Annotated in this window: 21 protein-coding genes; 12 read left to right on the forward strand and 9 right to left on the reverse strand. The window is 48.4% G+C overall.

The genetic code is table 11. The annotated features are described in order from the left end of the window. Window positions 1-106 precede the first annotated feature (106 nt). Together AOV_RS04870 and AOV_RS04875 are read left to right on the forward strand one after the other, a co-directional pair. Entirely contained in the window at window positions 107-1093 is a 987-nt protein-coding gene (locus AOV_RS04870; protein ID WP_075139280.1) for a P44/Msp2 family outer membrane protein, read from the forward strand. 118 nt (window positions 1094-1211) lie between these two features. Continuing rightward, window positions 1212-2696, forward strand: coding sequence for a UbiD family decarboxylase (locus AOV_RS04875; RefSeq protein ID WP_075139279.1), 1485 nt, complete (start codon window positions 1212-1214; stop codon window positions 2694-2696). 296 nt (window positions 2697-2992) lie between these two features. Here the strand turns inward: AOV_RS04875 and AOV_RS04880 are convergent, their stop codons facing one another. Further along, window positions 2993-4663 carry a hypothetical protein gene (locus AOV_RS04880; protein ID WP_117374494.1) on the reverse strand — a complete coding sequence of 557 codons (1671 nt, stop codon included), beginning with the start codon at window positions 4661-4663 and terminating at the stop codon, window positions 2993-2995. A 295-nt stretch (window positions 4664-4958) separates the two neighbouring features. Between AOV_RS04880 and AOV_RS05380 the strand changes: the two genes are divergently transcribed. After that, the gene (locus tag AOV_RS05380) at window positions 4959-5264 is read left to right on the forward strand and encodes a hypothetical protein (RefSeq protein WP_117374495.1); all 306 of its coding nucleotides are present in this window, start codon (window positions 4959-4961) and stop codon (window positions 5262-5264) included. Between the two features lie 71 nt (window positions 5265-5335). Beyond that, a complete protein-coding gene (locus AOV_RS05280) occupies window positions 5336-5533 on the forward strand; it encodes a hypothetical protein (RefSeq protein ID WP_147314705.1) in 198 nt (65 codons plus the stop codon). A gap of 198 nt (window positions 5534-5731) precedes the next feature. Here AOV_RS05280 and AOV_RS04895 read toward each other — a convergent pair whose 3' ends face one another. The 3 genes from AOV_RS04895 to secD all read right to left on the reverse strand — a co-directional run bounded on the left by AOV_RS04895 (window position 5732) and on the right by secD (window position 9544). Further along, complete coding sequence (locus AOV_RS04895; RefSeq protein WP_075139547.1) at window positions 5732-7549, reverse strand: hypothetical protein; 1818 nt, start codon at window positions 7547-7549, stop codon at window positions 5732-5734. 308 nt (window positions 7550-7857) lie between these two features. Then, window positions 7858-8004: a zinc-finger domain-containing protein gene (locus tag AOV_RS04900; RefSeq protein ID WP_075139546.1), complete on the reverse strand. Its 147-nt coding sequence runs from the start codon at window positions 8002-8004 to the stop codon at window positions 7858-7860. A 34-nt stretch (window positions 8005-8038) separates the two neighbouring features. Beyond that, window positions 8039-9544, reverse strand: coding sequence for a protein translocase subunit SecD (secD, locus tag AOV_RS04905; protein WP_075139275.1), 1506 nt, complete (start codon window positions 9542-9544; stop codon window positions 8039-8041). Between the two features lie 64 nt (window positions 9545-9608). Between secD and uvrB the strand changes: the two genes are divergently transcribed. From uvrB to AOV_RS04935, 4 genes are all read left to right on the forward strand, one after another. Continuing rightward, a complete protein-coding gene (uvrB, locus tag AOV_RS04910; protein WP_075139274.1) occupies window positions 9609-11564 on the forward strand; it encodes an excinuclease ABC subunit UvrB in 1956 nt (651 codons plus the stop codon). 550 nt (window positions 11565-12114) lie between these two features. Further along, on the forward strand, window positions 12115-13095 hold the full coding sequence (locus AOV_RS04920; protein WP_075139545.1) for a hypothetical protein: 981 nt from the start codon (window positions 12115-12117) through the stop codon (window positions 13093-13095). Between the two features lie 43 nt (window positions 13096-13138). Then, a complete protein-coding gene (locus tag AOV_RS04925; protein ID WP_075139272.1) occupies window positions 13139-13648 on the forward strand; it encodes a hypothetical protein in 510 nt (169 codons plus the stop codon). A 554-nt stretch (window positions 13649-14202) separates the two neighbouring features. After that, window positions 14203-14397 (forward strand): hypothetical protein, encoded by a 195-nt coding sequence (locus AOV_RS04935; RefSeq protein WP_233497151.1) that lies wholly within the window; start codon window positions 14203-14205, stop codon window positions 14395-14397. An 83-nt stretch (window positions 14398-14480) separates the two neighbouring features. Here the strand turns inward: AOV_RS04935 and AOV_RS04940 are convergent, their stop codons facing one another. From AOV_RS04940 to def, 3 genes are all read right to left on the reverse strand, one after another. After that, the gene (locus AOV_RS04940; protein WP_075139270.1) at window positions 14481-15002 is read right to left on the reverse strand and encodes a hypothetical protein; all 522 of its coding nucleotides are present in this window, start codon (window positions 15000-15002) and stop codon (window positions 14481-14483) included. Between the two features lie 380 nt (window positions 15003-15382). Continuing rightward, window positions 15383-16225 (reverse strand): uracil-DNA glycosylase, encoded by an 843-nt coding sequence (locus AOV_RS04945; protein WP_075139543.1) that lies wholly within the window; start codon window positions 16223-16225, stop codon window positions 15383-15385. 262 nt (window positions 16226-16487) lie between these two features. Then, the gene (gene def, locus AOV_RS04950; RefSeq protein ID WP_075139269.1) at window positions 16488-17045 is read right to left on the reverse strand and encodes a peptide deformylase; all 558 of its coding nucleotides are present in this window, start codon (window positions 17043-17045) and stop codon (window positions 16488-16490) included. A gap of 138 nt (window positions 17046-17183) precedes the next feature. Here def and AOV_RS04955 point away from each other — a divergent pair, with 138 nt between their 5' ends. Beyond that, complete coding sequence (locus AOV_RS04955; protein ID WP_233497152.1) at window positions 17184-17813, forward strand: lysophospholipid acyltransferase family protein; 630 nt, start codon at window positions 17184-17186, stop codon at window positions 17811-17813. A 120-nt stretch (window positions 17814-17933) separates the two neighbouring features. Then, window positions 17934-18224 carry a 30S ribosomal protein S20 gene (gene rpsT, locus AOV_RS04960; protein WP_075139267.1) on the forward strand — a complete coding sequence of 97 codons (291 nt, stop codon included), beginning with the start codon at window positions 17934-17936 and terminating at the stop codon, window positions 18222-18224. A gap of 243 nt (window positions 18225-18467) precedes the next feature. Here rpsT and AOV_RS04965 read toward each other — a convergent pair whose 3' ends face one another. Both AOV_RS04965 and lgt read right to left on the reverse strand, forming a co-directional pair. Continuing rightward, the gene (locus tag AOV_RS04965; RefSeq protein WP_075139266.1) at window positions 18468-18683 is read right to left on the reverse strand and encodes a hypothetical protein; all 216 of its coding nucleotides are present in this window, start codon (window positions 18681-18683) and stop codon (window positions 18468-18470) included. A 266-nt stretch (window positions 18684-18949) separates the two neighbouring features. Continuing rightward, on the reverse strand, window positions 18950-19771 hold the full coding sequence (gene lgt / locus AOV_RS04970) for a prolipoprotein diacylglyceryl transferase (protein ID WP_117374496.1): 822 nt from the start codon (window positions 19769-19771) through the stop codon (window positions 18950-18952). A 92-nt stretch (window positions 19772-19863) separates the two neighbouring features. On the opposite strand from lgt, the gene murJ reads away from it, so the two are divergent. Both murJ and AOV_RS04980 read left to right on the forward strand, forming a co-directional pair. Further along, window positions 19864-21369, forward strand: a complete 1506-nt coding sequence (gene murJ, locus AOV_RS04975) for a murein biosynthesis integral membrane protein MurJ (protein ID WP_075139265.1) — start codon at window positions 19864-19866, stop codon at window positions 21367-21369. A 145-nt stretch (window positions 21370-21514) separates the two neighbouring features. Beyond that, window positions 21515-22444 carry a hypothetical protein gene (locus AOV_RS04980; protein WP_233497153.1) on the forward strand — a complete coding sequence of 310 codons (930 nt, stop codon included), beginning with the start codon at window positions 21515-21517 and terminating at the stop codon, window positions 22442-22444. Window positions 22445-22463: the final 19 nt, after the last annotated feature.

A 22463-nucleotide genomic window follows, 5' to 3' on the forward strand; every position in this document is an offset into this window, starting at 1 on the left:
CTTTGAATGCACTTGACGCGCGTACACTACGGGAGTAAATACTTGGTGTACGATAGCCCGCCGTCACAGCGGGCTATCGTGCGTGGCTTTGTGTTGAGGGTTTCAGATGAGCTTTGTAAGGTTTCTCGCCGTCTCTCTTGGTTGTGTTTTCTTGGCCTACTCGTCGTCTGCAGTTTCTTTTTCCTTGGATGACATAGCACGTGGTGTGGGCGGATTGTATATTGGGGGTATGTATAAGCCTGCCTCTCCTGTTTTCGGTGACCTGGCATTTAAGGGTTCTTTCGACACTTCTTTTAGAACTACGCCTCTGAATGCGCTGCCTATGTCGCAGCCTGCTGAACGGCATGACGCGTGGTATGTGCGCCTGAAAGAGGGAGTTGAGATTGCAGTAGACGCGTTTGATCCTTGGCCGGTGCTAGCACGAGGCTCCGATTACCATAGCAGCACATGTGGTGTTGCCGTGGTTCTGGGGTACCCTGTGGGCAAGGTTAGGGCTGAGCTGGAGTTGGCTAGACAGAGCTTTGACGTAGGACGGGGCCCCGCGTCCGGCCACGGTGGAGGTGTGGTGGGGGATCTGTACGCTTCTGAAGGCTATAGATACTCCGCCGTGCACATGAAGCTTTCTTCGGGTGCAAAGGGGGTACCTACTGCTTCTGCCACTGATGATGGCAGTGCCAACACTATGATTATCGTGAAGAACGAGGGAGTGCAGCTATCTTCGACTCTGGCTAGTTTGTGTCGGGATTTTGGTATCAGCCTGAGTGATAGCATTCTGCCATATGTGTGCGCTGGGTTTGGTCTGGAAAAGGTAAGTATGTTCAACTCTGATGCTAGAAGGGTTTCCTACCAGGCGAAGGTTGGTGCAAGTTATAAGTTTGGAGATAAGGTTCACGGGTTTGCCAGCCTTTACTACCGCACACTTGTGGGCAATGGTGAGGTTATTCTTACGCAAAGTGGCTACGAGGTTGTGAGGATTAATGGCTTTACTACCCAAAAGAGTCCAACTCATGCCAAGCTGCTGCCTGTAAACTTACCCATAAGCATGGACGTGGCTTACTTCGGGATAGAGGCTGGGCTGAGGCTGTCTCTCTAGGCCAGCGCGGGGGGAAATTACCGGTGGTGGCGTGTAAGTGGCACCACCGGGTTTTGTTTGTGTTTTGCTGCGCATGTGGTAGCCTTGCCCGGGTGCTGTTTTCTCGTCACGGGTTGCTATGTCGTTTGTGGATCTTAGGGAGTTTGTACGCTTCCTGGAGGCTAGAGGGTGTTTCGTCCATGTACAGGGGGAAGTATCCTCGGTTTTTGAAATTACAGAAATTCACAGAAGGTTGGTGGCGACACAGGGTCCGGCCGTGCTTTTCAAAAATGTGGTCACAGAGCATGGGCCTTGCAGCATACCGGTCCTGGTTAACCTATTCGGCACTCTTGAGAGGGTCGCACTTGGCCTTGGGGTCGAACCTTGTGGGCTACGCGGTATTGGGGAGCTGTTGGCTTTTTTAAGGTCTCCTACTCCCCCGGAGTCTTTCAGGGACCTACTCTCCATGGTCCCCATGTTACGTAATGTTGTTGCTGCACGTACTCGAGTTGTCAAAAAAGCGCCGTGCCACGAAGTGATTATGGTTGATGACGATGTAGACCTGCGTAAGCTACCAATACAAACCTGTTGGCCTGGGGAGCCAGCTCCTCTCATAACATGGCCCATAGTTGTGACGCGAGGGCCGTCTTCATCTCGTGAAGATAATTTCAATCTCGGTGTGTATCGCATGCAAGTTGTTAGCAAAAATTCCACGATCATGCGATGGCTAAGGCACCGAGGTGGGGCGCAACAGTACCGCAGGTGGGTAAAAGAAGGTAAGGGGGATTTCCCCGCGGCTGTTGTTATAGGGTCTGATCCTGCAACCCTAATTTCTGCGGTTGCCCCCGTTCCTGATACCATCTCTGAGTATCAATTTGCCGGTATTTTACGCAAACATCCCACAGAGCTTGTTGAGTGTATAACGGTGCCCCTGAAAGTTCCCGCGAATGCCGAAATAGTGTTGGAGGGGGTGGTAAGTGCCGACGAATTGCTCGAAGAGGGGCCATATGGCGATCACACAGGGTATTATAACAGCGTGGAGAGGTTTCCAAAATTCACAGTTAAGGCCATAACCATGCGCTCTTCACCAATGTACATGAGTACTTTTACCGGGAGGCCTCCGGATGAGTGTTCCGTGCTGGGGGAGGTATTGACGGAGCTTCTAATTCCTATGCTAAAGTTGCAGTATCCGGAAGTTACAGATTTTTGGCTGCCTCCAGAGGGGTGCTCATACCGTGTGGCCGTAGTTTCCATGAAAAAGGCGTATCCGGGACACGCGCGGAGGATAGTAATGGGGATTTTGTCCTATTTGCGTCAGTTTTTATATGTCAAGTTTGTCATAGTTGTCGATGAGGACATATGCGCGCGGGATTGGAAGGATGTAATATGGGCGATGTCCACCAGGATGGACCCCGCCCGTGATACCATGGTCATTGAGCGGTCTCCTATTGACTACTTAGACTTTGCTTCTCCTGAGGAGGGGCTGGGCAGCAAGGTGGGGTTTGATGCGACAAACAAGATTTATCCAGAGACTACCCGATCCTGGGGTGTACCTCTGAAAATGAGCGAAGATATCGCCGAAAAGGTAACATCACGATGGGCTGAATACGGATTTACAGATTAGCCCTCACACATGCACCAAACCTGGCCCTGCCGTGCTAGCCAACCGCGCTACTATCCGCACAGTGGGCATCATCTAATTCAACTGTGCACTAACATCCTTACCCAGTAGAAATGCTTCGTCCTACAGATAAGCAACACCCACCTCAGCATCACCAATACCGAATGCAGTACCCAATCTTCTACAGTTGCCATCACGTGAAGATAGAGATTAGTCGCCCAAGCCCCTATCCACCGTAAAAATTGGCATCACCATATACACAGTTGCACTTACTGGCTTTACACCTAGAGTTTCCTGTATCATTCAGGCATCAATCTCCTAACCTCAATAACCTCAGCCCCCTCAACAGCACGAGCGAAGGCCCCTGCAACCATGGCTCTTTCATCTACATCCAAGTTATTTATATCCCTAGCCCATGCTCTAATTTTCTCAGCAGCGATTAGTTCTCTTACAGCATTAACTCTCTTACTTGAATCTAGACTGTTTAAATAATCAGTCCAACCCCTATTCTTAGTAGTCTCCATAGCATTAGCCAATGCAGCCTTGAGTGTAGTAGCAACTCCACGTTTCTCAGCTATCTCTGTAAGTTCCTCTAGTGCCTTGATCTTGGCTAGTTCATCTAGTTTGTTCTTAAGATTCTTCAGCTCTTCCAATGTCTCCAACTTATGCACCGCATCTAACTTTCCCTTGATTGCTCTCTCCAGCCCTCCTAGGTCTTTTATCCCCTCCAGCACCAGCTCCTTCAATCCTTCCAGCTTATTCTCCCACTCCCGCTTTATCATCTCCAATGTCTTGCCTTCAACTCCGAATTTGTGTAACAGCCACTTAGTCAGATGTTCTCCCAGCCCTGCGCCTTTTAACTTCTTCTCGGACTCTATCTTCTCCAGCTCCTTCCTATTCTCCAGCTTTTGTGCTTCCAGTTGTGCTATAGTGTCTTTAACCTCAGCTAATGTCCTCAGCTGCTCTTCTGGTATTAGCTCATCTAACTGTCTTAGCTCCCTTAGCACACTTATCTCTTCTAGCATACTTGCTGCTTTCCTTATAGATTGCGGATTAGTCTCTGGACGCATAGATTGCTTATTCCGCTGTGTCAGTTCCTTTATCTCCTCCAGCTTTTGTGCTGCTAGCCGTACTAGTCTTCTATCTAGTCCCCTCATTCTCTCTGTGAGCTGAAGTCCCTCTTGAATCTCTAATCCTTCAATCTTCTGCTTCTCAGCTAATGCCTTGACTTCCTTAACCTCAGCTAATGTTCTCAACTGCTCTTCCAGACTTAGTGCACCTAGTCCTAATGCCTTCAGTTCCCTTATCGCTGCTAGTTCTTCTAGTTTTGTCTGCAACTCTGCCAATTTCTTTTTCTTCTCCGACAGTGCTGGGCTACTCTCCAACTTTGTCTCCAACTTCTTGAGCTTTTGTGCCAGCTCTAGTTCTTTGCCTGCTTCTATTCCCTCTATCTTCTTTATTTCATCTCCCAAATCTCCTAGCGAGTTTTGTCCTGCCTGTACCACGACTTCCTTGAGCGTTGCAACCAACCCCAGCTTGCCTATCTCCTCCAGCTTCTTCTCCTCTAGCAGTTCCAACTCACTCAGTTCCCTGAGTTTCTGTATCATCTTCTCTGCACTCTGCAACTTTCCTATCTCTTCAAGCTCCTCCTTGAGCTTCTTCACCTCCTTGAGCTTCTTCACCTCCTCCAGCTTTTTCCCCAGCTTCTCCAGCTGCGTCCTAAGCTCCTCTGAGGCTCTTCTTGCCTTAAGTCTCAACCTCTCCTTCATCTCCTGGAGTTCTTCAGTCTCTATGGCTTCTGGTCTGCTCAATTCTTGTATAACTAGTCCATCATCAACTCCTGCCATCTCTCCAGCAAGTAATGTATCTCCATCAGGGATCTGTCTACTAAACATTGCCCTTACAGGACTTGCTATACCTTCACTATCTACTACTTCCCTCTTGAGTCTATGCACATCACTCATGGACATCCTACCCAGAGCACTGGATAGTAATTGACCCCTCGCTGTATCTAGTGCAAGTCCCTTACCTAGGAGAAATGCTGTATCATCTCCTCCCTTGATGACAAACCTCTCATGTCCTATTCCTACTTCTATCCGTGCTCTGCCGGTTCTGTACCCCAGGCTGCCTCCGAAGGCTAGGGTACTTAATGCGTGAGGTAAGAAGTCTAATGAGGATACAGCTTCAGTATTCTTATTAGGAAAGGAGTTAGCATATGATACAGCAAGAGGTCAGGTAGACCGTCTTGCTAATGCTTTAGGTAAGATGACCAAGAGTGAAGCTGAGAAGTGGGGTACTGCAGTAGAGGGTGCTACTGGTGGTGGTAATGTAAGCCAGAAGGTGTGTGGCAATGGCAGCAACACCACCAACTGTGGTACCACCGGTAGCAATGGCAAGATCACCCAAGCATTTGCTACTGAAGATGCAACACTACTCTCTGCTGCAGATACCAGCACCATCAGTACGTCAGGGATGGCTATCCCTGTGTATGCACATAGTAACTCATGGGGAAAGTGGGGTGGGCAAGGGGCATGTGTGATGACTAATGTTGGCAGGGATGGCGATTGGTAAGAAGGCTCTAAGTTTGGGTATACAGTGTACCTGCGAGGGCTGCTGAGAAAAGTAAGTCACGTCCACAAAAATTGGCGAGTAGACCTACGGGGAATGCTGGTAAAAACTTCTACATAGGTCTCGACTACAACCCCACCTTCAATGGCGTCAAGAATTTGAAAATCATTGAGGAAGCTGAGGGAGCTAGGGGCCTGTGGGGGCTGCTGAGAAAAGTAAATCTCATCCACAAAGATTGGCGAATGGACCTGCAGGGAACTACCAGCCCCTAGGTAGGTGTTTTGTAGGTTCTGGTTTACGTGCTTGTCGTGAGGTAGTACCGCCCCCGCGCTTTTTGTCTGATTGATGGTATCACTAAGTTCTTGTGCCCCTACTCACATGCGGGTATGGGAGAGCATCACATTTGTAGTGCTGACGTGACACGCACAGAACTTCTACCGCAATGTACTTGTTGCAAGAAACAACGCGACCTATGCTGACCTCGCAGGTCTGCCTACATCGGGCGGAGAGGAGTGAGCGCGACCTTTGGTTGTTGCTGTCACATCTTGCAGGCTTGAACTGATGTTAGGACCGTTCTCTCCTGTTGCACCGGTTCTAATACGCTCCTCGCGCTGCTCAGCTTCAATGTCTGCGGCGAACGGATTTGTGGGCTCCAGCCAACTTTCTGTTGCTGGTGACGCACCGCTACCAGTGTGCTGTTGTTGTGCCTCTCTACTCTCTACTGGAGTGGCGCTTTCAGCCTGCCTTTCGAGCAGTGTTGTCACATCCTCGCCGCTGTCTTCCAATATTCTAACCAACACTTCCGCGCTTGCAGCATTTCTATCGTGGTTTTTTAACTCAGAACATAACTGCGGTTTTATTTCACGATATGCAGTAAAGCTCATCCCGAGCTCGTTTGCGACCATTTTGTCTTTCTTATATATGAGATTTGCTGCACACACGACAGTGCAATACACAACAAACAAAGCAATCAAAGCTGCGGAGATCATTGTTTCCAAGCCCTGTGCTACAGGCCCTGGTGTACCGCCAATATGAAACGCGGCTATGGAGTTTACCAGCAATGTAAGACACACAAAAGAGAGAGTGCCGAACATTAGTAGACGCTTAGTATCCTTACGGTGTATGTAGATCGATCCTGCGCAAATGCCGATGAGTGCACAGTAAGAAATTGCTGACGCTATGGAAGCGCCTGGATGCGCAATGCTGCCTAGGGATAACTGGACGATACTAGCTATAGTCAAGGTTGCAAGCACGGCGAGAAACGCAGCACGCAGAGCGAGTTCCCCACGGGATAGTTGCTTTCGGCTTGCAAGCAGTAGGAGATTGTGCCGCTTGCTGACCGCTGTTGCCTTTTCTGTGAGTCTGTGGTCACTATCCATATATCCAAAGCTGGGCTCTGATGCGATCCTGTTTACGATATCAGTGAGGCGTGACGTAGCTTCTGTATCGCCCCCGAACAACATATCATACGGATTAGACTTAGGACGCTGCTCGTCCCTGTAGATGCTGTTCTGCCAACGCATGATCCCCAAGTTGTGGCTGGGGTCTTTACTTCTTCCGCGAGCGATTAATGCGAACACCACAGGCATTATGGGCAGCATTAAAGTCAGCAGTGCGCTAAAAGCACATCTCAATGTCTTTTCTTCTGTAGACAACAACGACCACTTTTCCATATAGAGCGCAGAATCAAGCAGTTTTTGCCCCACAGGTTTTCTGGATGCTCTATACCTTGCAGTGAAAAACTTGTTATCGACGCCAGTAACGCGTTCTACTCCATGTGTGCCGGCCATCAACTCCGTCAGCAGCTGACGCATTTCTTGTGGCGCACTCTCCCATACCATAAGGGCTTTCAGCCCACGGAAATCCATGCGTGAGAACTCCCTGTGATATATGAGCGCAATAGAATCCCGCGATGGAAACGCGTATCTAGCGTCACTTATGCACGTTTCACGGCTTATTCCGCGTTCCGTTAAGTACTCGCGATCTTGTGCGCTGCACATTATCCGTACTACCAGCCCGGAGGACGCCAGCAACGCAACTACCCTTCGGACGTTCGCTGGATTAGAGTTAAAAAAGCAGAAGGTCCTACTGAGCAGCACGTCGTTGTATGCTGCTGAGCTACTAACCGGTAGCGCTTCGCCTTCTGAATCTCTATTTATTAGTTCAGATGTAGGAGTGACACCAGGTATAAGGCGCCCGAACCTGACTATGCCCTTACCGGGCATGAAGAGCGCAAACCTCCTACTTATATCTTGTACGGAGTATGCTACCCCGCGGCTATTAGGCATGAATCTCCCTCCTATTTGTCCCATGCGCCGCAGTTAGAGCACTTATCGTGCCTACTGCCAAGGTCTCCCAGGGTTTATCAGGACTGCTAAACAGCGTGATGTGCGTGCTTAAGATCATGCCGCACAGCTTCTAAAATTCTAACACAGGTTACTAATTTAGTAAATAACAATGCGTCAAGTAACGGCCGGTATTGCCAAAGCAACTGCCGCGTCTGTAGGGAATTTGTAGATGTAAGGACAACCACGGGTTTTGAGTAACTGCAGCTAAGAGTCTGCAACAGCGCCCTTGCACGCAGCGACCGCTAGTATCAACTCAAAACCCTCCCGCAATATGGGCATTGCTGTTTTTTTTCGGTGATCTTTATGTACACTCTTGGATGTCCAGGGTACAATCCCTCCGCGTCATTACCGTCACAGAACGTTACTTTTTCTTCGTTACAAGACTTGCCGCTCATATGCAACTCCACAAAATGTGCTGCCATGCAGTTATTATACCATCTGCAGGCTCTTTACTGTATGTACCCATACATCTATTAGCGCCTTAGTCAGCGCCACCGCTGATAACATTGAACATAATACACCAACGCCCAGCGTTACAGCGAAGCCACTCACTGACACACTACCCATTATGAACATTATGGCAGCGACTATTAGCGTGGTAATGTTGGAATCAAAAATTGTCGACATGGCATTTCTAAAGCCCTTATCCACAGCCAACCTCAATCTTCTGCCAGCACGTAGTTCCTCCCTTATGCGCTCGAAAATAAGTACATTCGCATCAATAGACATACCTACTGTGAGCGTCATCCCGGCTATGCCCGGAAGAGTCAACGTTGCTCCGATGAAAGTCATTGTAAGTAACACAAATACGATGTTGAAAATCAACCCGATTACTGCGAAAACCCCAAGTACCCCGTATGACGTAATCACAAATGCAGAGACACCCACTATGGAGGCGAGCATTGCCACCTTACCCATGGCAATTGACCCTGCACCCAAACTGGGCCCGATTACTTTTTCTTCTATTACACTCAAAGGTGCGGGTAGCGCCCCAGATTTGAGCAACACTGCAAGTTCTTTTGCTTCACTCATGCTGAACCTGCCGCTAATTTCACCATTCCCGCCCAGTATAGGTTCCCGAATAGTAGGCGCTGTCAGCACGACGTTATCAAGTACCGCTGCAAACTGCTTACCTGTGTGGTTTTTTGTGATTTCTGCCAGCTTCTTAGTGGCTACGCTGTCGAACTTGAAATATACCACAGGCCTTCCTAGGTTGTTAAGCCCCGCACTAGCATCGATTAGTGAGTCTCCACTTATTTCCACCTTCTTCAACACTGGGTACACGTTACCAGTTACATCGCTCAGCAGGCTGGCTACCACGGGGTCTATGTCTGACAAACTTTTGACCTCTTCAAGTAGGTGAAAGGTCAGTTTGGCAGTTTTGCCTATCAGAGACTTAATGCTATCTGTGTTGTATATTCCCGGTACTTGCAGGGATATTTTATCTTCGCCATGGCTTTTGATAATAATCTCCTTAGTGCCGGATGTATCCAGCCGGCGCTGCACGTTCCGTATTGAATCAGTCACAACCCCGTGTAATAGCGCTTTTGTATATCCATCTTTGAAGGATATTAAAATATGGTCATAAGTGCCAGAAATAGTCACATTGGCGTCAAAGCGTTTTACACGCGCGTAATCCCCTGTGTTGTGTAAGGAGAGCGCCAAGGAACCATCTTTTACGTACAGCCTCTTGTACGAGATCTTTTCCTTGAGCAAGAAAGCTCGTAGTGTATCACTCAAGCCGTAAAGCCTTCCCCTGAGATACTCATGAAAATCAACTTCAAGTAAGAGATAGACGCCGCCCTGCAAATCCAAGCCCAAGTTTGCCTTTCTCTTTGATATCAACAAATCAGAATCTACAAAGTTGGGCATGACGAAGTACACCGACACCATACACAGTATGAACGCGGCCACTGCCTTGCCTATCGGATGCATGTTTTACCACTGTGCAATTTGGGGTACATTATATTAAATCTAGGCAAGTCCGGATAGCGGTTTTATGCAGCGCTTTAAAATTTCCTCTGAGTTCAAGCCGTCTGGTGACCAGCCAGGTGCAATTGACGGATTAGTACGCGGCATAAGCTGCGGTGTTAAGGAGCAGACTCTGTTGGGTGTGACTGGGTCTGGGAAAACGTTTACCATGGCTTCGGTAATTGAGAAAACACAGCGTCCTGCCATCATAATTGCACACAATAAAACCCTAGCGGCGCAATTGCACGAGGAAATGCGGTCATTCTTTCCAGAAAACGCAGTGGAGTATTTTGTCTCATACTACGACTATTACCAACCTGAGGCGTACATTCCTCAAAGCGATGTGTATATAGAAAAAGACGCGCTAATAAACGACAAGATTGACCTACTGAGACACTCTGCAACCAGATCTCTACTGGAAAGGAGAGACGTGATAGTGGTTGCCAGTGTGTCATGTATATATGGTTTAGGGTCGCCCGAGCTCTACTCAGAGATGACCATACCTATTACTCTTGGTATGAAGCTGGATATGTGCCAGCTACAGGAAAAGCTTGTGGAGCTGCAGTATAAGCATGGAAACAAATATGAGCGCGGTAACTTCAGTGTACGAGGTGATGTGCTGAGCGTATTTCCCTCACACTACGAAGACAGGATATGGAAGATATCATTTTTCGGTGATGAGGTAGACTCCATCCAGGAAGTTGATCCAAAATCTGGCATGGTGACGCTGAAACTGGAAAAGATAAAAATATTTCCCAACAGCCACTACGTCACTCCCAGGCCGACTTTGCTTCAGGCCATCTCTGATATTGAGAAAGAACTCGATGAATGCGCGATGCAATTCAGGCAGTGCAACAAAATAGTTGAGGCGGATAGAATTGTAGAGAGGACAAGATTCGACGTTGAGATGATGAGAGAAACAGGTACCTGCAAAGGTATCGAGAACTACTCACGTTATCTGTGCGGCAAGGAAGCGGGAGATCCCCCCAACACTCTGCTGGATTACCTGCCGCAAGATGCAATAATGTTTATAGACGAAAGCCACATGACCATACCTCAGATCAGAGCCATGTACAATGGGGATAGGATGAGGAAGATGAATCTTATCACCCACGGATTCAGGATGCAATCCGCGCTAGATAACCGCCCACTGACCTTTGCGGAATGGGAAGATAGGAAACCAATAGTGGTTTACGTTTCTGCCACTCCGGGGCAGTATGAACTGCAGCAGACTGGAGGTGTAGCGGTAGAACAGTTAATCAGACCCACCGGGTTGTTGGACCCTGTGTGTGTTGTGAAAAGTGCAGATGGGCAAATACACGATGTGGTGTGCGAGAGCCAGGCAACCATAGCACGCGGATACCGGGTGCTGATTACTACACTGACTAAAAAAATGGCAGAAAATCTAACCGAGTACATGCGTGAAATGGGGATCAAAGTTGCGTATCTACATTCTGATGTGAAAACCCTAGAAAGGATCGAAATTATTAGCGATCTTCGGCTGGGGGTAATAGATGTTCTGGTGGGCGTAAACCTGATGCGTGAGGGGCTAGACATACCAGAGTGTGCCCTTGTTGGAATATTAGATGCAGATAAAGAAGGCTTTCTACGCTCCACAACCTCTCTAATACAAACAATAGGGCGCGCTGCACGCAATGTGGAAGGTAGAGTGATTCTATACGCGAATGTAATTACCGGGTCTATGCGGACAGCTATGGAAGAGACTGATCGTCGGCGTGATATACAGCGCAAGTATAACCAGGAGCACAGTATTGTGCCCCGCACCATCAAGAAATCCGTGCAGACAAGCCTTAGTGAGCGTGTGGGCTCCTCTCGCAAAAAAGTTCCCCTTGATACCAATGCTGACTCTGCAAACTGCAATATTGTAGAGCTGCAAAAAGAGATGCTTTTGTGCGCGGAGAACCTTGATTTTGAGCGTGCAGTAGAGATACGCAACAGAATAAAGAGACTAACTGCTCAATAATGATATACGGTGTGGTAGCCGATATCTGTTTGTATTTACGTATTTGATAACAATTCCTTAAAGCTTTGCCACTAAAAGCTCTGACCGTTCGCGTCTTTGGGCGGCAACACTTGAATTTGTGAGAGACGTGCAACGTGGCGGTACAGGGAGCATTGTTTTGCCACTTGCGGTACAGTCTTGGGTACTTCATGTGTGATTTCAGACACGACAGAGGCTCAATGGATACCGGCTCTCAGATGTTATGTCTTGCTCACCTTTTAGTTGTTTGCGGAGCAAGATGCACATCATTGTCCGGTTTTCCTTGCAGCACACAAGGCCTAGCGGAGAACACCCGCGGTAGGTCTGTAGTGGATGATCGTGTATGCATGGCTCCGGTGTTGTATGCTGCTGGCGATTAGGTGAGAGTGGCTTGTGTGGGCTTTGACCCATCTGCGGCACTTAATGTTGAGCCACACTTTCGGCCGTTTACACACGTCCTGCTTTGCTGGTGCCCCACACCGCGTGGCTCGTGGTGTGTATAGGGATATGTAACTTTGGTTTGAGGTTTGGAATGATACACTTCGACGGTAGCAAGCTTGCTGAGGCATTTAGCAATGGGGGCATATACGTGCACTCCGACCCATATTTGGGGTACAGATTTGTTGACGGGAAAATTGCGGAAGACGTTTTTACCATAGACTATCTAGCTCCTGTAGAGTTTCGCCAAGACAGGGAAACTGGCACTATCAGCTTTGAGAATATAGTTGATCCTGAATTTGCGGGGCTGGTACATGTCATGCCCGAAGGAACAGACTCATTCAAAAATTACAGAACTTACGGATCATTTAGATACACAGACCACGTGTCTGCAGAGTTGCTCAATATGTCATACGGGGAAAAATACTACACTTACAAGGTGCAAAATGGTGACGGTAAATCGTTTGTAGGACAACTCGCCGAATTGGGTGATTGTGCTGTTGCCAAGAATGGGTTTTCCATACTAACGGGCCCGGCACATGGGTCAGTGGCGTTTGGTGATAACACCGTTGTTTTTCAGGTGTCGGTTCCAGATGCACAGGTACTAGATGTCGTGTTGTATCCACCGAAACACATATCTGCACCCAAGGGTGATGTTGTACCTGTTACCACGGAAAGCAAGATGGAAACTCAGGGTGTTGTAGATGCTGTAGAAAAACATCCGTCAGGTTCGGGGCATGAACCCGGGACCAGTGCCGAAGTTGACGTATTGCCACTACCTGTTGAGGCATCTAAACCCGCAAGTGTTCCACAAGAGCATACAATTGCACCTGAGGAACAGCCACAGACGCCTGAATCAGAGCCTACTAGTGGAGCTCCAGCGAATCAGGGCATGCAACAACCTGCCCCGCCGAGTGAAGTTAGTGAAATACCCAAAAGCAATGTTGTTGATGATGGGCCTACTGAAGACAGAGATTCCCAAGACAACAATGACCACGTGTCTGAAGAGCTGCATGATGCAGGAAAGTCTGGATACTCTAGGATTGTTGGATGGCTTAGATCTATTTTTTCCTAGGTAGCCACCAGCGTGCAGCTTATTTCGTTTTTATAGGTCTAAAATGATATATTTCGATGGCAGCTCCGCCGAAAATTCACAAGGTGGCAGCATATATGTGCATTCCGATGCACGAAAAACGTACGTTGACAATGGTGAAGCAGTTGAACACCGTATTGATTATTTTTGTCCGGCTGCGTTTACTTACAATGAAGATGGTACCATGCACTTCCAAGCTGGTGGGGTGTTTGAGCATCCAGCACATCCTGACATTCGCAGGAATTTTGTGGTGACAGGTGACTTTGAGTATGTAAATTACCACGATGCAGCGCTCAACAATGTTTTGTATTCAGAATATTGGTACCCAGTGGAGCGTGCAGGCGAGGTCCAAGCTGACGACGTGCTGGCGCGGTACAATATAGGGACTCGTGCTCCTATAAGTGGACGGATCGTATTTGATGATCGCAGAACAGTGGTGTTTCAAGATCCCGATGTGCTTGAGTTAGTCTTACGAGTTCCTGACGCCATGAAGGCTCAGCATGAATTTATCATACAAGAACCTACAGTGTACTGATAACACCAGAGTGGCTGTATGCCACTCTTGAATGGTCAACAGGCTTTCGCGTGTGAAATTACATACTGAGACCCAGATAGTAATTTCTCCAGTGGCTTTGGCCCTGGTAGTTGTGGTGGATGTAGGTCCACATGTAGCATCTGTGGATGTGCGACGTGTGCCCACTGCCGCATTGTAAGAACACAGCATTTTTTAGCACCTCACACGAGGGGCAATAAATTGTTTTAGGACTGATATTTGGGAGGGTTAACCTGCATGAAGACATTTTTGAGATATTTCAAGAATCCTACTGCAAGCATAGGGTTTGCTAGAACTGCTAGACCGCCATCATACAGGAACTCACACCCACTACGGCCCTGTAGCGATCTTGTTAGTGCTATGCGTAATCATTCTCAATATGTTGCTAGAAGCAATGACGCCTCTGCGCACCTGCGTGAGAGGGGTGCTGAGCATGAAGAGTAAAACCCCGGCTACTTGATTATAGCTGCAAGTAAGTCTACGACCACACGCTTTACCGAAAAACGCGGCAACGCATCTGTACTGTTTTGGAGGTTATGATGATAGACTATACAGACTTTCTAGGATTTCCTATAACTCACGACTACGACACGCACAGCTCAGGCGTCCAGGAACCCCACTGCTGCGAACCCTCAAGGTACCTGGAAATTGATGAGGCATCAGTAGCGATGCTTATAGAGGGCTACAAAAAGATGCAAGAAGCCCATCTGCGCGGCGCTACCCTGGCATAACGGCGGGGTAGCGCGTCTCAAGAGAGCTATGCAAGAAGCACCAAGAAAATTCTGTGATGCTTCTTACATTCCACTAATTCCGGCTACACGGTTTGCTGCTCCGTAGTTGCATTGCCGGCGACGACACCTTCTGCAGCTATTTCAGCGGCTGTTGTATCCAGCTCTTCCACTACCGCCTCCTCGACCTTGACTATAATCAAGTCAGTATTGAGCGCGTCGCTGTGGAAGACTATACGTCCATCATCCTCCTTACCTTTTATGCCAGAAAACTCCAGCCCCCTAGTGACCACAGAGTATTGTCCTTCTGTGAAGTTTTGACAGGGCGCGTCGTAGTAAGAAACAAAGCGAGCTACTGGCACTCCGCCGACGTCTTCTACATAGCCGTGTATTGCACTAGACTGAGTGCCCCTACAACCTGTAGAGACTTCAGGGACATTTTCCGCCCAGAACCACCAGCCCCCATCACACGCACCACCGTTACACGTACGCTCGAAAGTGACGGCAGTGAACTCTGTATTGCAGTCACAATTGCCTGTGCACAATTCGCTACTGCTACAAGTACCAGAAATGGAAACGTTGTATGTTCCCTCACCGAAATCCACCATAGTAACCCCAAGAGCACCATAAACTCTCACAGTCTTATTAAAACGGTTTTCCTTGTAAAGTAAAAAAGTCTAACGGTTGTCTGTATAACGCACACGTGTATACCATGTGTTGCATAAAGCTGAATTTTTTAGTTAGCTGCAAGTTGGACAAAAGTAAAAGTTGTTATACCATTGCTGTGCCGGTAGGTGGAACTTTGCCGCATATAACTAGTGCGAATTGGCGATAACTAGCACTTCCATTATTGGGTAATATTTCCTGCCACGTACCACATTGACGCAGTGCACTGATCGACGTGCCCGAGGTGTAGCACAACCCCGAGTGCGCAGCGAGCTTTATTGCCAAAGTCTGAACTGTGCGGGTATGCCTATGCGACACCAAATCAGACGTCCACTGTTATTTTTTCATGCTCAATATATGACCTTATCATCTTCAGGTCCTCCCAAGCGAGACGTTTCTGCATGGGCTGACGCAGCAGATATGCCGGGTGAAAAATTACAGCAGTCTTTATCGGATGTGTAAGAAACGGATTAGTATACTCGTGAAATCTCCCCCGCAATCTGGAGATGCTTTCGGGTGTACTGAGTAGGGAACAACATGCGGTGCTACCTACCAGCACCAAGATACTTGGCGCGATGAGCGCGATATGTTTCTCGACAAACGGTTTGCATATCTCCAACTCAAAATCAGTAGGGCGTCGATTTCCAGGAGGCCGCCAGAACGTTGTGTTGCTGATGTAGGTACTTTTCCGGTCTAAACCAATGGCTGCAAGCATTTTATCGAGCAACATGCCACTAGCTCCACAAAACGGCCGGCCCTCGCGATCTTCGTTGCTACCCGGTGCCTCTCCGATCAGCATAATCTTAGCGTTGGGGTTGCCATCTGAAAACACGGTGTTCATGGCGGCCTTTTTTATTTCGCATCCCTCGAAGGATTCAACTGCCTCTCTCAACTCTGCCAAGGTGCCACATTTGTCGGCAAGCCCCTTAGCTGTTGCAACCCAATCGGTTGAAAACTGACTTTCGCCCGCATCCACCACCTGCCCTGAGGGACCATCCGCCTGGAGTGTGCACTCCTCTTGCCCTTGCAACGCTGCTGCAGGAGGCGCATGGGCCCCGGGTCCATCCTCTTCCAGCACGCAGTCCACCCCATTTTCGTGGTAGAATTTCAATACCTCAAGCAGCTCTCCACTGCCAGCCACCGCATCTTTTTCTTTATCTGTCATGTTACTCTCCTGCAAATGATCCCACACACGTATCACTGCCATGCATCGGCACCATGCCGACTCCCTGCTGCCGCCCCAACTGGCCCACACCATGCTGCACAACGCGAACCGGCACACTCGTGCCCTGAGGGTTCTTCATACACGTAACTGCCTGTAAGTCAACTGCTATAACTACCTGTTAGAGTCCCGACCCCAATGCCACGACCGCATCAACATCTAGGAATGCTTTATTGCCGCGCTTTGTCCCACAAATTGCTGGGCCCTAGTGCCTAGATGCTTTTCTTATCTTCTCCATGACCATATCACGCTTAAGCTTGGATATGCGCTGCAGGAATACGACTCCATTTAGGTGATCCAGTTCGTGCTGCAAGCAGCGTGCTAACAATCCACAGGCTTTTATGTACTTCGTCTGTTTGTTTAGGTCAGTATACTGAACTATAATGTGTTCTGGCCGTCGTACAGTCTCCCTATGATTAGGGACAGACAAGCACCCCTCCTCCATAGTTACCAGTTGTTCAGACTCCTCAATAACAACAGGATTCACAATAACGGTAGAGCCGCAGGTTGCGCGATACTCGCCAACTCCGTCGTCCTTAGGTATTTCGTACCTATCTGATCCATGCTCCAGGTCTATGACGCAGATGCGTTTGTGTACACCAACCTGCACTGCTGCCAAGCCTATGCCCCTGTTGTGGTACATGGTTTCCAACATGTTGTTAGCAAGTGTCTCAAGTTGTGGTCCGAAGTCAGCTGCGTGCACCTCTTCTGAGCACAAAGACAACCTGCTATCTGGTAGGGTTAACAAGGGCAGAACGGCCATCGCTCGATCTCCACGGGTAGAAAATCCTTGCATTGCCACGCGCACTGCCCTAATACTTGCGGAAAGCCGCTACGTGCAAAAGCCATGGCATTCTACATTATTTCCACGCTGTTTACAATACTTTACGGTGTTCTGCTATTGCCTGTAGTATGGTTCATTCCTGCGTCCTACCAGAACATTGCATGTGTGTGGTGGACTAGGGCTATATTGTGGATGTGCAAAGTTCTTGACGGCATTTCCTACGAGATTATAGGCAGAGATTGCCTACCAAAGGGGCAGTTTATAGTGGCATCGGCACATCAGTCGCCTCTTGAAACCCTTATTCTGTATGCGGAACTGCGACACGTCGTAACTGTGCTTAAGAAGGAGCTTAAGACTCTACCCATGATAGGTATGGGGCTTATGGCATTGAAAATGGTGTTTGTTGACCGAGACAAGAAAATTGCTGCTCTAAGAAAGATGGTGCAAGAGTGCGAAATGAGGATAAAAGAGGGGCGTACACTGGTATTATTTCCTGAGGGGACAACAAGGCGGCATGACAACACTGAGAGTCGCCTACACCGCGGAGTGGCAGCTGTGTATTCGAAAGTATCCTTACCAGTTGTGCCAGTAGTGTTGGATACAGGCCGTTATTGGCCGGGCGACATATTCACACTTAGTAAAAAGAAGGGTAAAGCCAAAATTAAGATTCTGCCCGCTATAGCGCCGGGGTTGGACTCGGAAGAGTTTATGAACCGGTTGTTGGCTGCATTTCAATCACAGCCCTAGTGATGGGGCCTACGGCGTTTATCCTGCTGCGTACCAGGTTTGCACGGCACTTCGCACCTTGCATTTGTTGCGGATTCCTTGTAGATTCCTCTGATTAATGAGGTAAAGGTTTACGTAGTAATGCCAAATCATTCGAGTGCCAAAAAGATGGTCAGGGTTATTAAGGAGCGCACGTTTTCTAACCGGGTTAGGAGGAGTAGGGCGCGTAACTCTGTGAAGAAATTTTTGGCGGTTTTGGAGTCTAAAGGTCGTCTGGAAGATGCTGTTGCTGCCTTTAGAACCGCGGAGTCTAACATTCACAAGTGTGTCAACAAGGGTGTGATGCATAGAAACACTGCTGCGCGCAAAGTCAAATCTCTTGCCGCGAAGCTTAAGGCCTTCGATCTGAGCCTACAGAACACTAGCACCTAAAAGTTTATCCTCGCCACAGTGCCATGTGCGGATGGGCTGCCCAAGGCGTTGGCCGTCCAGCTCGGTGTTGTGATGTTCGTACAAATTCTAGGCTGTAGCCCGCTGTCAGCGAGCGTGGTGTAGCGGCGTCTTGCGCTACTGTGCAGTTTGGTATTCCCGGCACTGGTGGAACGCGTGTAAATTTAGCCCAGTAGCGACCAGCCAAGCGTGTAAATGGGTGTATGTGCGTGAAATATCGTAATATTAGGATAGCTCTTGCTTTTCTTTATCTTGATCATCGCAGCATAGCGCACCAAACGCGCTACACTGTACACAACTCACATAAGTATCTGGGTATGGGTCGTTCACAGAGCTGGACAGAAACAGACTCTGCTGTACCTGTGGGTACTCACTTAACAGGACCAAGCCGTCACATGCGCGCATGCTGGGTTTTTTCAATCTCATGACCCCAAAAGACATAGACCCTGCATACGTATACTACATATTGCATACTAACACTAGTAATAATCACGTCATTTTCCAACCATCGGCCACTCAGACCCGTCCACGACATCTACTAAAGGTGGATATAGGCCTACTATGGCATATTAGAATTTCGGCGTTTTTGTGGTGAATGAAAACCAAACATCTGGCCACTTACATCCGGGGCGACTGCCTTGTTGTCCGATGTTTACGTTAATTTATGGAAATAGCAGAACTAATGCCGAAGTATCTGCAGTACCGTATCACGGTCTGCCGCGCAGCACTATCAGCACCAGTACAAAAATGCCTATAACGGCTATGGGTGCCGATAGCGCTTGCCCCATGGTCAACCATCCAAATGCTATGTAACCAACCTGTGAGTCGGGCTCACGCAAAAATTCTACTGCGCATCTTACAGCGCCATACCATATGCTGAATATGCAAGACAACACACCAAAGTGCAGCCTGACCTTAGTGTATCGCGCAAGTACGTTCATAAATAGCAGTGGTAACAGGCCCTCAAGTATGGCTTCGTACACTTGACTGGGGTGTCTTGGCATAAGGTTGCCACTACTTGGAAACACCACTCCTACACATGCGGTTGTCACTCTACCGTATAGTTCCCCATTAACGAGATTGGCCATTCTGCCCAGGAATAGCCCCAGGGGTGCGGCACATGCGCACAAGTCTAGGACAGGCGCAACACTCACCTTGTGCTTTTTACACACGACACTAATCGCTGTCATGCAGCCTACATATCCGCCGTGCATGGACATGCCTCCGTGCCATGTTTGTAGAATTTCCGACGGATATTCCCAGTAAAAACTTGGGTTGTATAGCAGGACGTAAGCGGCTCTACCACCAAGAATTATGCCTACCACAGCCCAGAACATGAGAGAGTCTAGGAATTTCTTATCAAGCGCCAGGTGCCCGGATGCCTTTGTTAAGCGCCAATGTGCAAACAGTATTCCAAATACGTAAGAGAGCGCATACCACCTAATTTCCAGGGGCCCAAAATGTACGAAAACGGGGTCCAAACGCAATAGCCACTCTACGGCTTCCCGCATGGCAAAACAAATTGACATTCCTAAACATTACCTATAACTTCCTACTAGCCCGTGGTTCTGCAAAGCTACTGCAGCGTATTATCGGCGGTTCTAAATAGTGAAGTCAAGTTATGCTGAGGAGAGTTTTTGCCTTTAGCGCGGGTACGCTTGTGTCTAGGGTTCTTGGTCTGTTGCGCGACACCCTGATAGCCTACACACTGGGGGCGCAGGGGCTGTCTGACATATTTCTGGCGGCGTTCCGCCTACCCAATTTGTTCAGATCATATTTTGCTGAGGGTGCTCTAAGCGCGAGCTTTGTCCCTATATATGCACGTAGGCTAATCAAGCAAGATTTACCACAGAGATTCGCCAGCCAGGTATTTTCGTCACTTTTTGTGTTTCTTTCGGTGTTTTGCCTGGGTATGCTCGTGTTTACCCCGCAGATTTTGGGAGTATTCACCCCGGGGTTCTCTGTGGGCTCTTATAAGTTTAATCTTGCTGTAGAGCTTTCCAGAATCATGATGGTATACCTCTTTTGTATGTCCCTGTCGTCCGTAGTTTGTGCGGTGCTACAGGCACATAATTGTTTCTTTGTGACTGCCATCTCCCCTGTACTGCTCAACTGCTGCGTGATAATTAGCGGGCTAATACCACATTGGGGTGCATCGCCAGTATATTACTTCTCAGTTGCTGTATCTCTGTCGGGTGTCTTTCAGCTGGCACTCACACTGATTGTTGCGGCACGTAAGGACATTGGGATGAAGTTCACGTTGTCTCCGCGCGATGGTGACATGAAAGAGTTTCTGAAAAGAGCCATGATGTCGACACTCAGCGGTTGTATCACCCAGGTGAACCTGTGGCTGAACACGCTGTTTGCAAGTTTTATTCCCGGGGCTATATCTTACATGTACTATGCGGATCGGCTGAATCAGCTGCCTCAGGCTCTGGTAGGGGTGTCCATGAGTACTGTATTGCTGCCAGCGATCTCAAAGTTGGCTGTAGAGGGCAGCACACAACGCATGATAGAAATGCAAAACAACGCGCTAGACCTAGGCATGACGCTCATGGTGCCCGCGGCTGCTGCCCTAATCGCTATACCAGATGCATTGCTGCTCGCACTGCTGAATTATGGCCGGTTTGACTATTTGGCGATCGGTAATACTGTTCCAGTTGTGGCTGTTTTGGCAACCTCACTGCCTTCTTTTGTCGCTATCAAAATATTGCTACTGTTTTTCTATGCGCGCGGGGAGTTTAAAATCCCAGCGTTCTTCTCCTTCATATCTGTGGTCGTCAACGCAATCCTTAGCTACGTGCTCATGCAATTCCTAGGACACGTCGGGATAGCAATTGCCTCATCAGCAGGGTCGTGGACCTATGCAGTCTTACTGCTTGTGTATCTCAAGATGCACAATTTATACAGCATGAGTGAGGAGCTGAGCCGCAAGCTGACCTACATATTCCTATCCTCAGCTATAATGGTCATAGTCATTTGTATGGCAAAAACGCTACTGACGCCGTTTTTCTTCCAGGGAGCAATTGTTAAAATATCGTCCCTAATTGTTGTCGTACTGCTGGGGGTCTTGGTATATTTCTTTTCACTTCTTGTCATGTTCAGGCAAAAGCTGGCTGTCGAATAACATCACAAATTGAACTCAACTTTGACACGTGTGTAAAGCCTAGACAAGCCGGGGGCTTTGACGTCTTCGTGGTGGAGTCGACCACTGAAATTATTTTTTTCTTAATAAAAATTGCCCAAAATGCTCCAGCGCAACCTACACAAGTATGGACGTGATAACATACGCTATTATCTCAGGGAAAGAGGCAGTTTTGTCATTTGCAGACACACTGCATGTGGAGAATTTCAAAAAGGTTTTTACTACGCTGGATGCCAGCACTGCTTCCAGGGCCATATTTTCCCATGATGTATCTATAACCTACCATGCGGAGAACCGTGTGAAACTCGTTCCCGAGCAAGAGTTTACCTACCACAGCGCAAATTCTATGATCAATCACATGCTGAACCACGGTTTCAGCTTCAAAGCCGGAGTGCTGTCAGACATGATGGCGCAAGCATGCAATTTGCGGACAGAAGGTGTGGTCGTTCTGGAGTCAGATGCTAATCGCCCATCCTATACCGTGCACATATCAAAAGACACGGTGTTTCTTTCTCCCGCATCCGAACAGTATCTAGACTTCTCTTCAGGACCGAGCAAGGAGCTTGTGGAAATCTTGCGGGGCAAGAATTCCATCAGTTATGCAGCTCCCAACGTAAAAAGTAGGTCTATAGAGGTTACTACTGGGGAAAATATTTGTAATGCCCTGGCATCCTTGAGCAACGCATTGGCGCAGGTAGGTGCCGTGCCGCGGCCGGATGAGGAATTTGTGCGGAAGCAGATGATTGGTCTGGCGTTTTTGGACTCTACCAGTAATGAGCTAAAAGTTGTACAAAACATTGCAAGTTATCCTAGTGCTCATCCTTTGAGTAAGTATAAAGATGTGGCCAAGACCGTTGAAAATATACTGTACTGCTTGAGTAATAGGATGTGTGATCCCACAACGCTAGGAAAACTGGAGGATGCACTGGAGCAACGAGGAGAGTTCTGTGGGGTGCCTCCTGTGCTGACAAAAGGCTTTACAAAACTAAGCAGAGACTTCGGCCCCCAGTTGCGAGACATAATAAATGGGGATGTCCCACGAGGGAATGTAAACTAGCCCCCGCCTGCGCGTCTGT

Source organism: Anaplasma ovis str. Haibei, assembly GCF_002214625.1.
GTDB classification, from domain to species: Bacteria; Pseudomonadota; Alphaproteobacteria; order Rickettsiales; family Anaplasmataceae; genus Anaplasma; species Anaplasma ovis.

Bases quoted from the DNA above. Each gene is read 5' to 3' on its own strand.
- murJ (WP_075139265.1), top strand. From the start codon at position 19,864: ATGCTGAGGAGAGTTTTTGCCTTTAGCGCGGGTACGCTTGTGTCTAGG.
- AOV_RS05380 (WP_117374495.1), top strand. From the start codon at position 4,959: ATGACCAAGAGTGAAGCTGAGAAGTGGGGTACTGCAGTAGAGGGTGCT.
- AOV_RS04945 (WP_075139543.1), bottom strand. From the start codon at position 16,225: ATGACAGATAAAGAAAAAGATGCGGTGGCTGGCAGTGGAGAGCTGCTT.
- AOV_RS04870 (WP_075139280.1), top strand. From the start codon at position 107: ATGAGCTTTGTAAGGTTTCTCGCCGTCTCTCTTGGTTGTGTTTTCTTG.
- AOV_RS04920 (WP_075139545.1), top strand. From the start codon at position 12,115: ATGATACACTTCGACGGTAGCAAGCTTGCTGAGGCATTTAGCAATGGG.
- def (WP_075139269.1), bottom strand. From the start codon at position 17,045: ATGGCCGTTCTGCCCTTGTTAACCCTACCAGATAGCAGGTTGTCTTTG.
- AOV_RS04980 (WP_233497153.1), top strand. From the start codon at position 21,515: ATGGACGTGATAACATACGCTATTATCTCAGGGAAAGAGGCAGTTTTG.
- AOV_RS04895 (WP_075139547.1), bottom strand. From the start codon at position 7,549: ATGCCTAATAGCCGCGGGGTAGCATACTCCGTACAAGATATAAGTAGG.
- AOV_RS04935 (WP_233497151.1), top strand. From the start codon at position 14,203: ATGATGATAGACTATACAGACTTTCTAGGATTTCCTATAACTCACGAC.
- rpsT (WP_075139267.1), top strand. From the start codon at position 17,934: ATGCCAAATCATTCGAGTGCCAAAAAGATGGTCAGGGTTATTAAGGAG.
- secD (WP_075139275.1), bottom strand. From the start codon at position 9,544: ATGCATCCGATAGGCAAGGCAGTGGCCGCGTTCATACTGTGTATGGTG.
- AOV_RS04925 (WP_075139272.1), top strand. From the start codon at position 13,139: ATGATATATTTCGATGGCAGCTCCGCCGAAAATTCACAAGGTGGCAGC.
- AOV_RS04965 (WP_075139266.1), bottom strand. From the start codon at position 18,683: ATGTCTTTTGGGGTCATGAGATTGAAAAAACCCAGCATGCGCGCATGT.
- AOV_RS04880 (WP_117374494.1), bottom strand. From the start codon at position 4,663: ATGTCCATGAGTGATGTGCATAGACTCAAGAGGGAAGTAGTAGATAGT.
- AOV_RS04900 (WP_075139546.1), bottom strand. From the start codon at position 8,004: ATGAGCGGCAAGTCTTGTAACGAAGAAAAAGTAACGTTCTGTGACGGT.
- lgt (WP_117374496.1), bottom strand. From the start codon at position 19,771: ATGTCAATTTGTTTTGCCATGCGGGAAGCCGTAGAGTGGCTATTGCGT.
- uvrB (WP_075139274.1), top strand. From the start codon at position 9,609: ATGCAGCGCTTTAAAATTTCCTCTGAGTTCAAGCCGTCTGGTGACCAG.
- AOV_RS04940 (WP_075139270.1), bottom strand. From the start codon at position 15,002: ATGGTGGATTTCGGTGAGGGAACATACAACGTTTCCATTTCTGGTACT.
- AOV_RS04875 (WP_075139279.1), top strand. From the start codon at position 1,212: ATGTCGTTTGTGGATCTTAGGGAGTTTGTACGCTTCCTGGAGGCTAGA.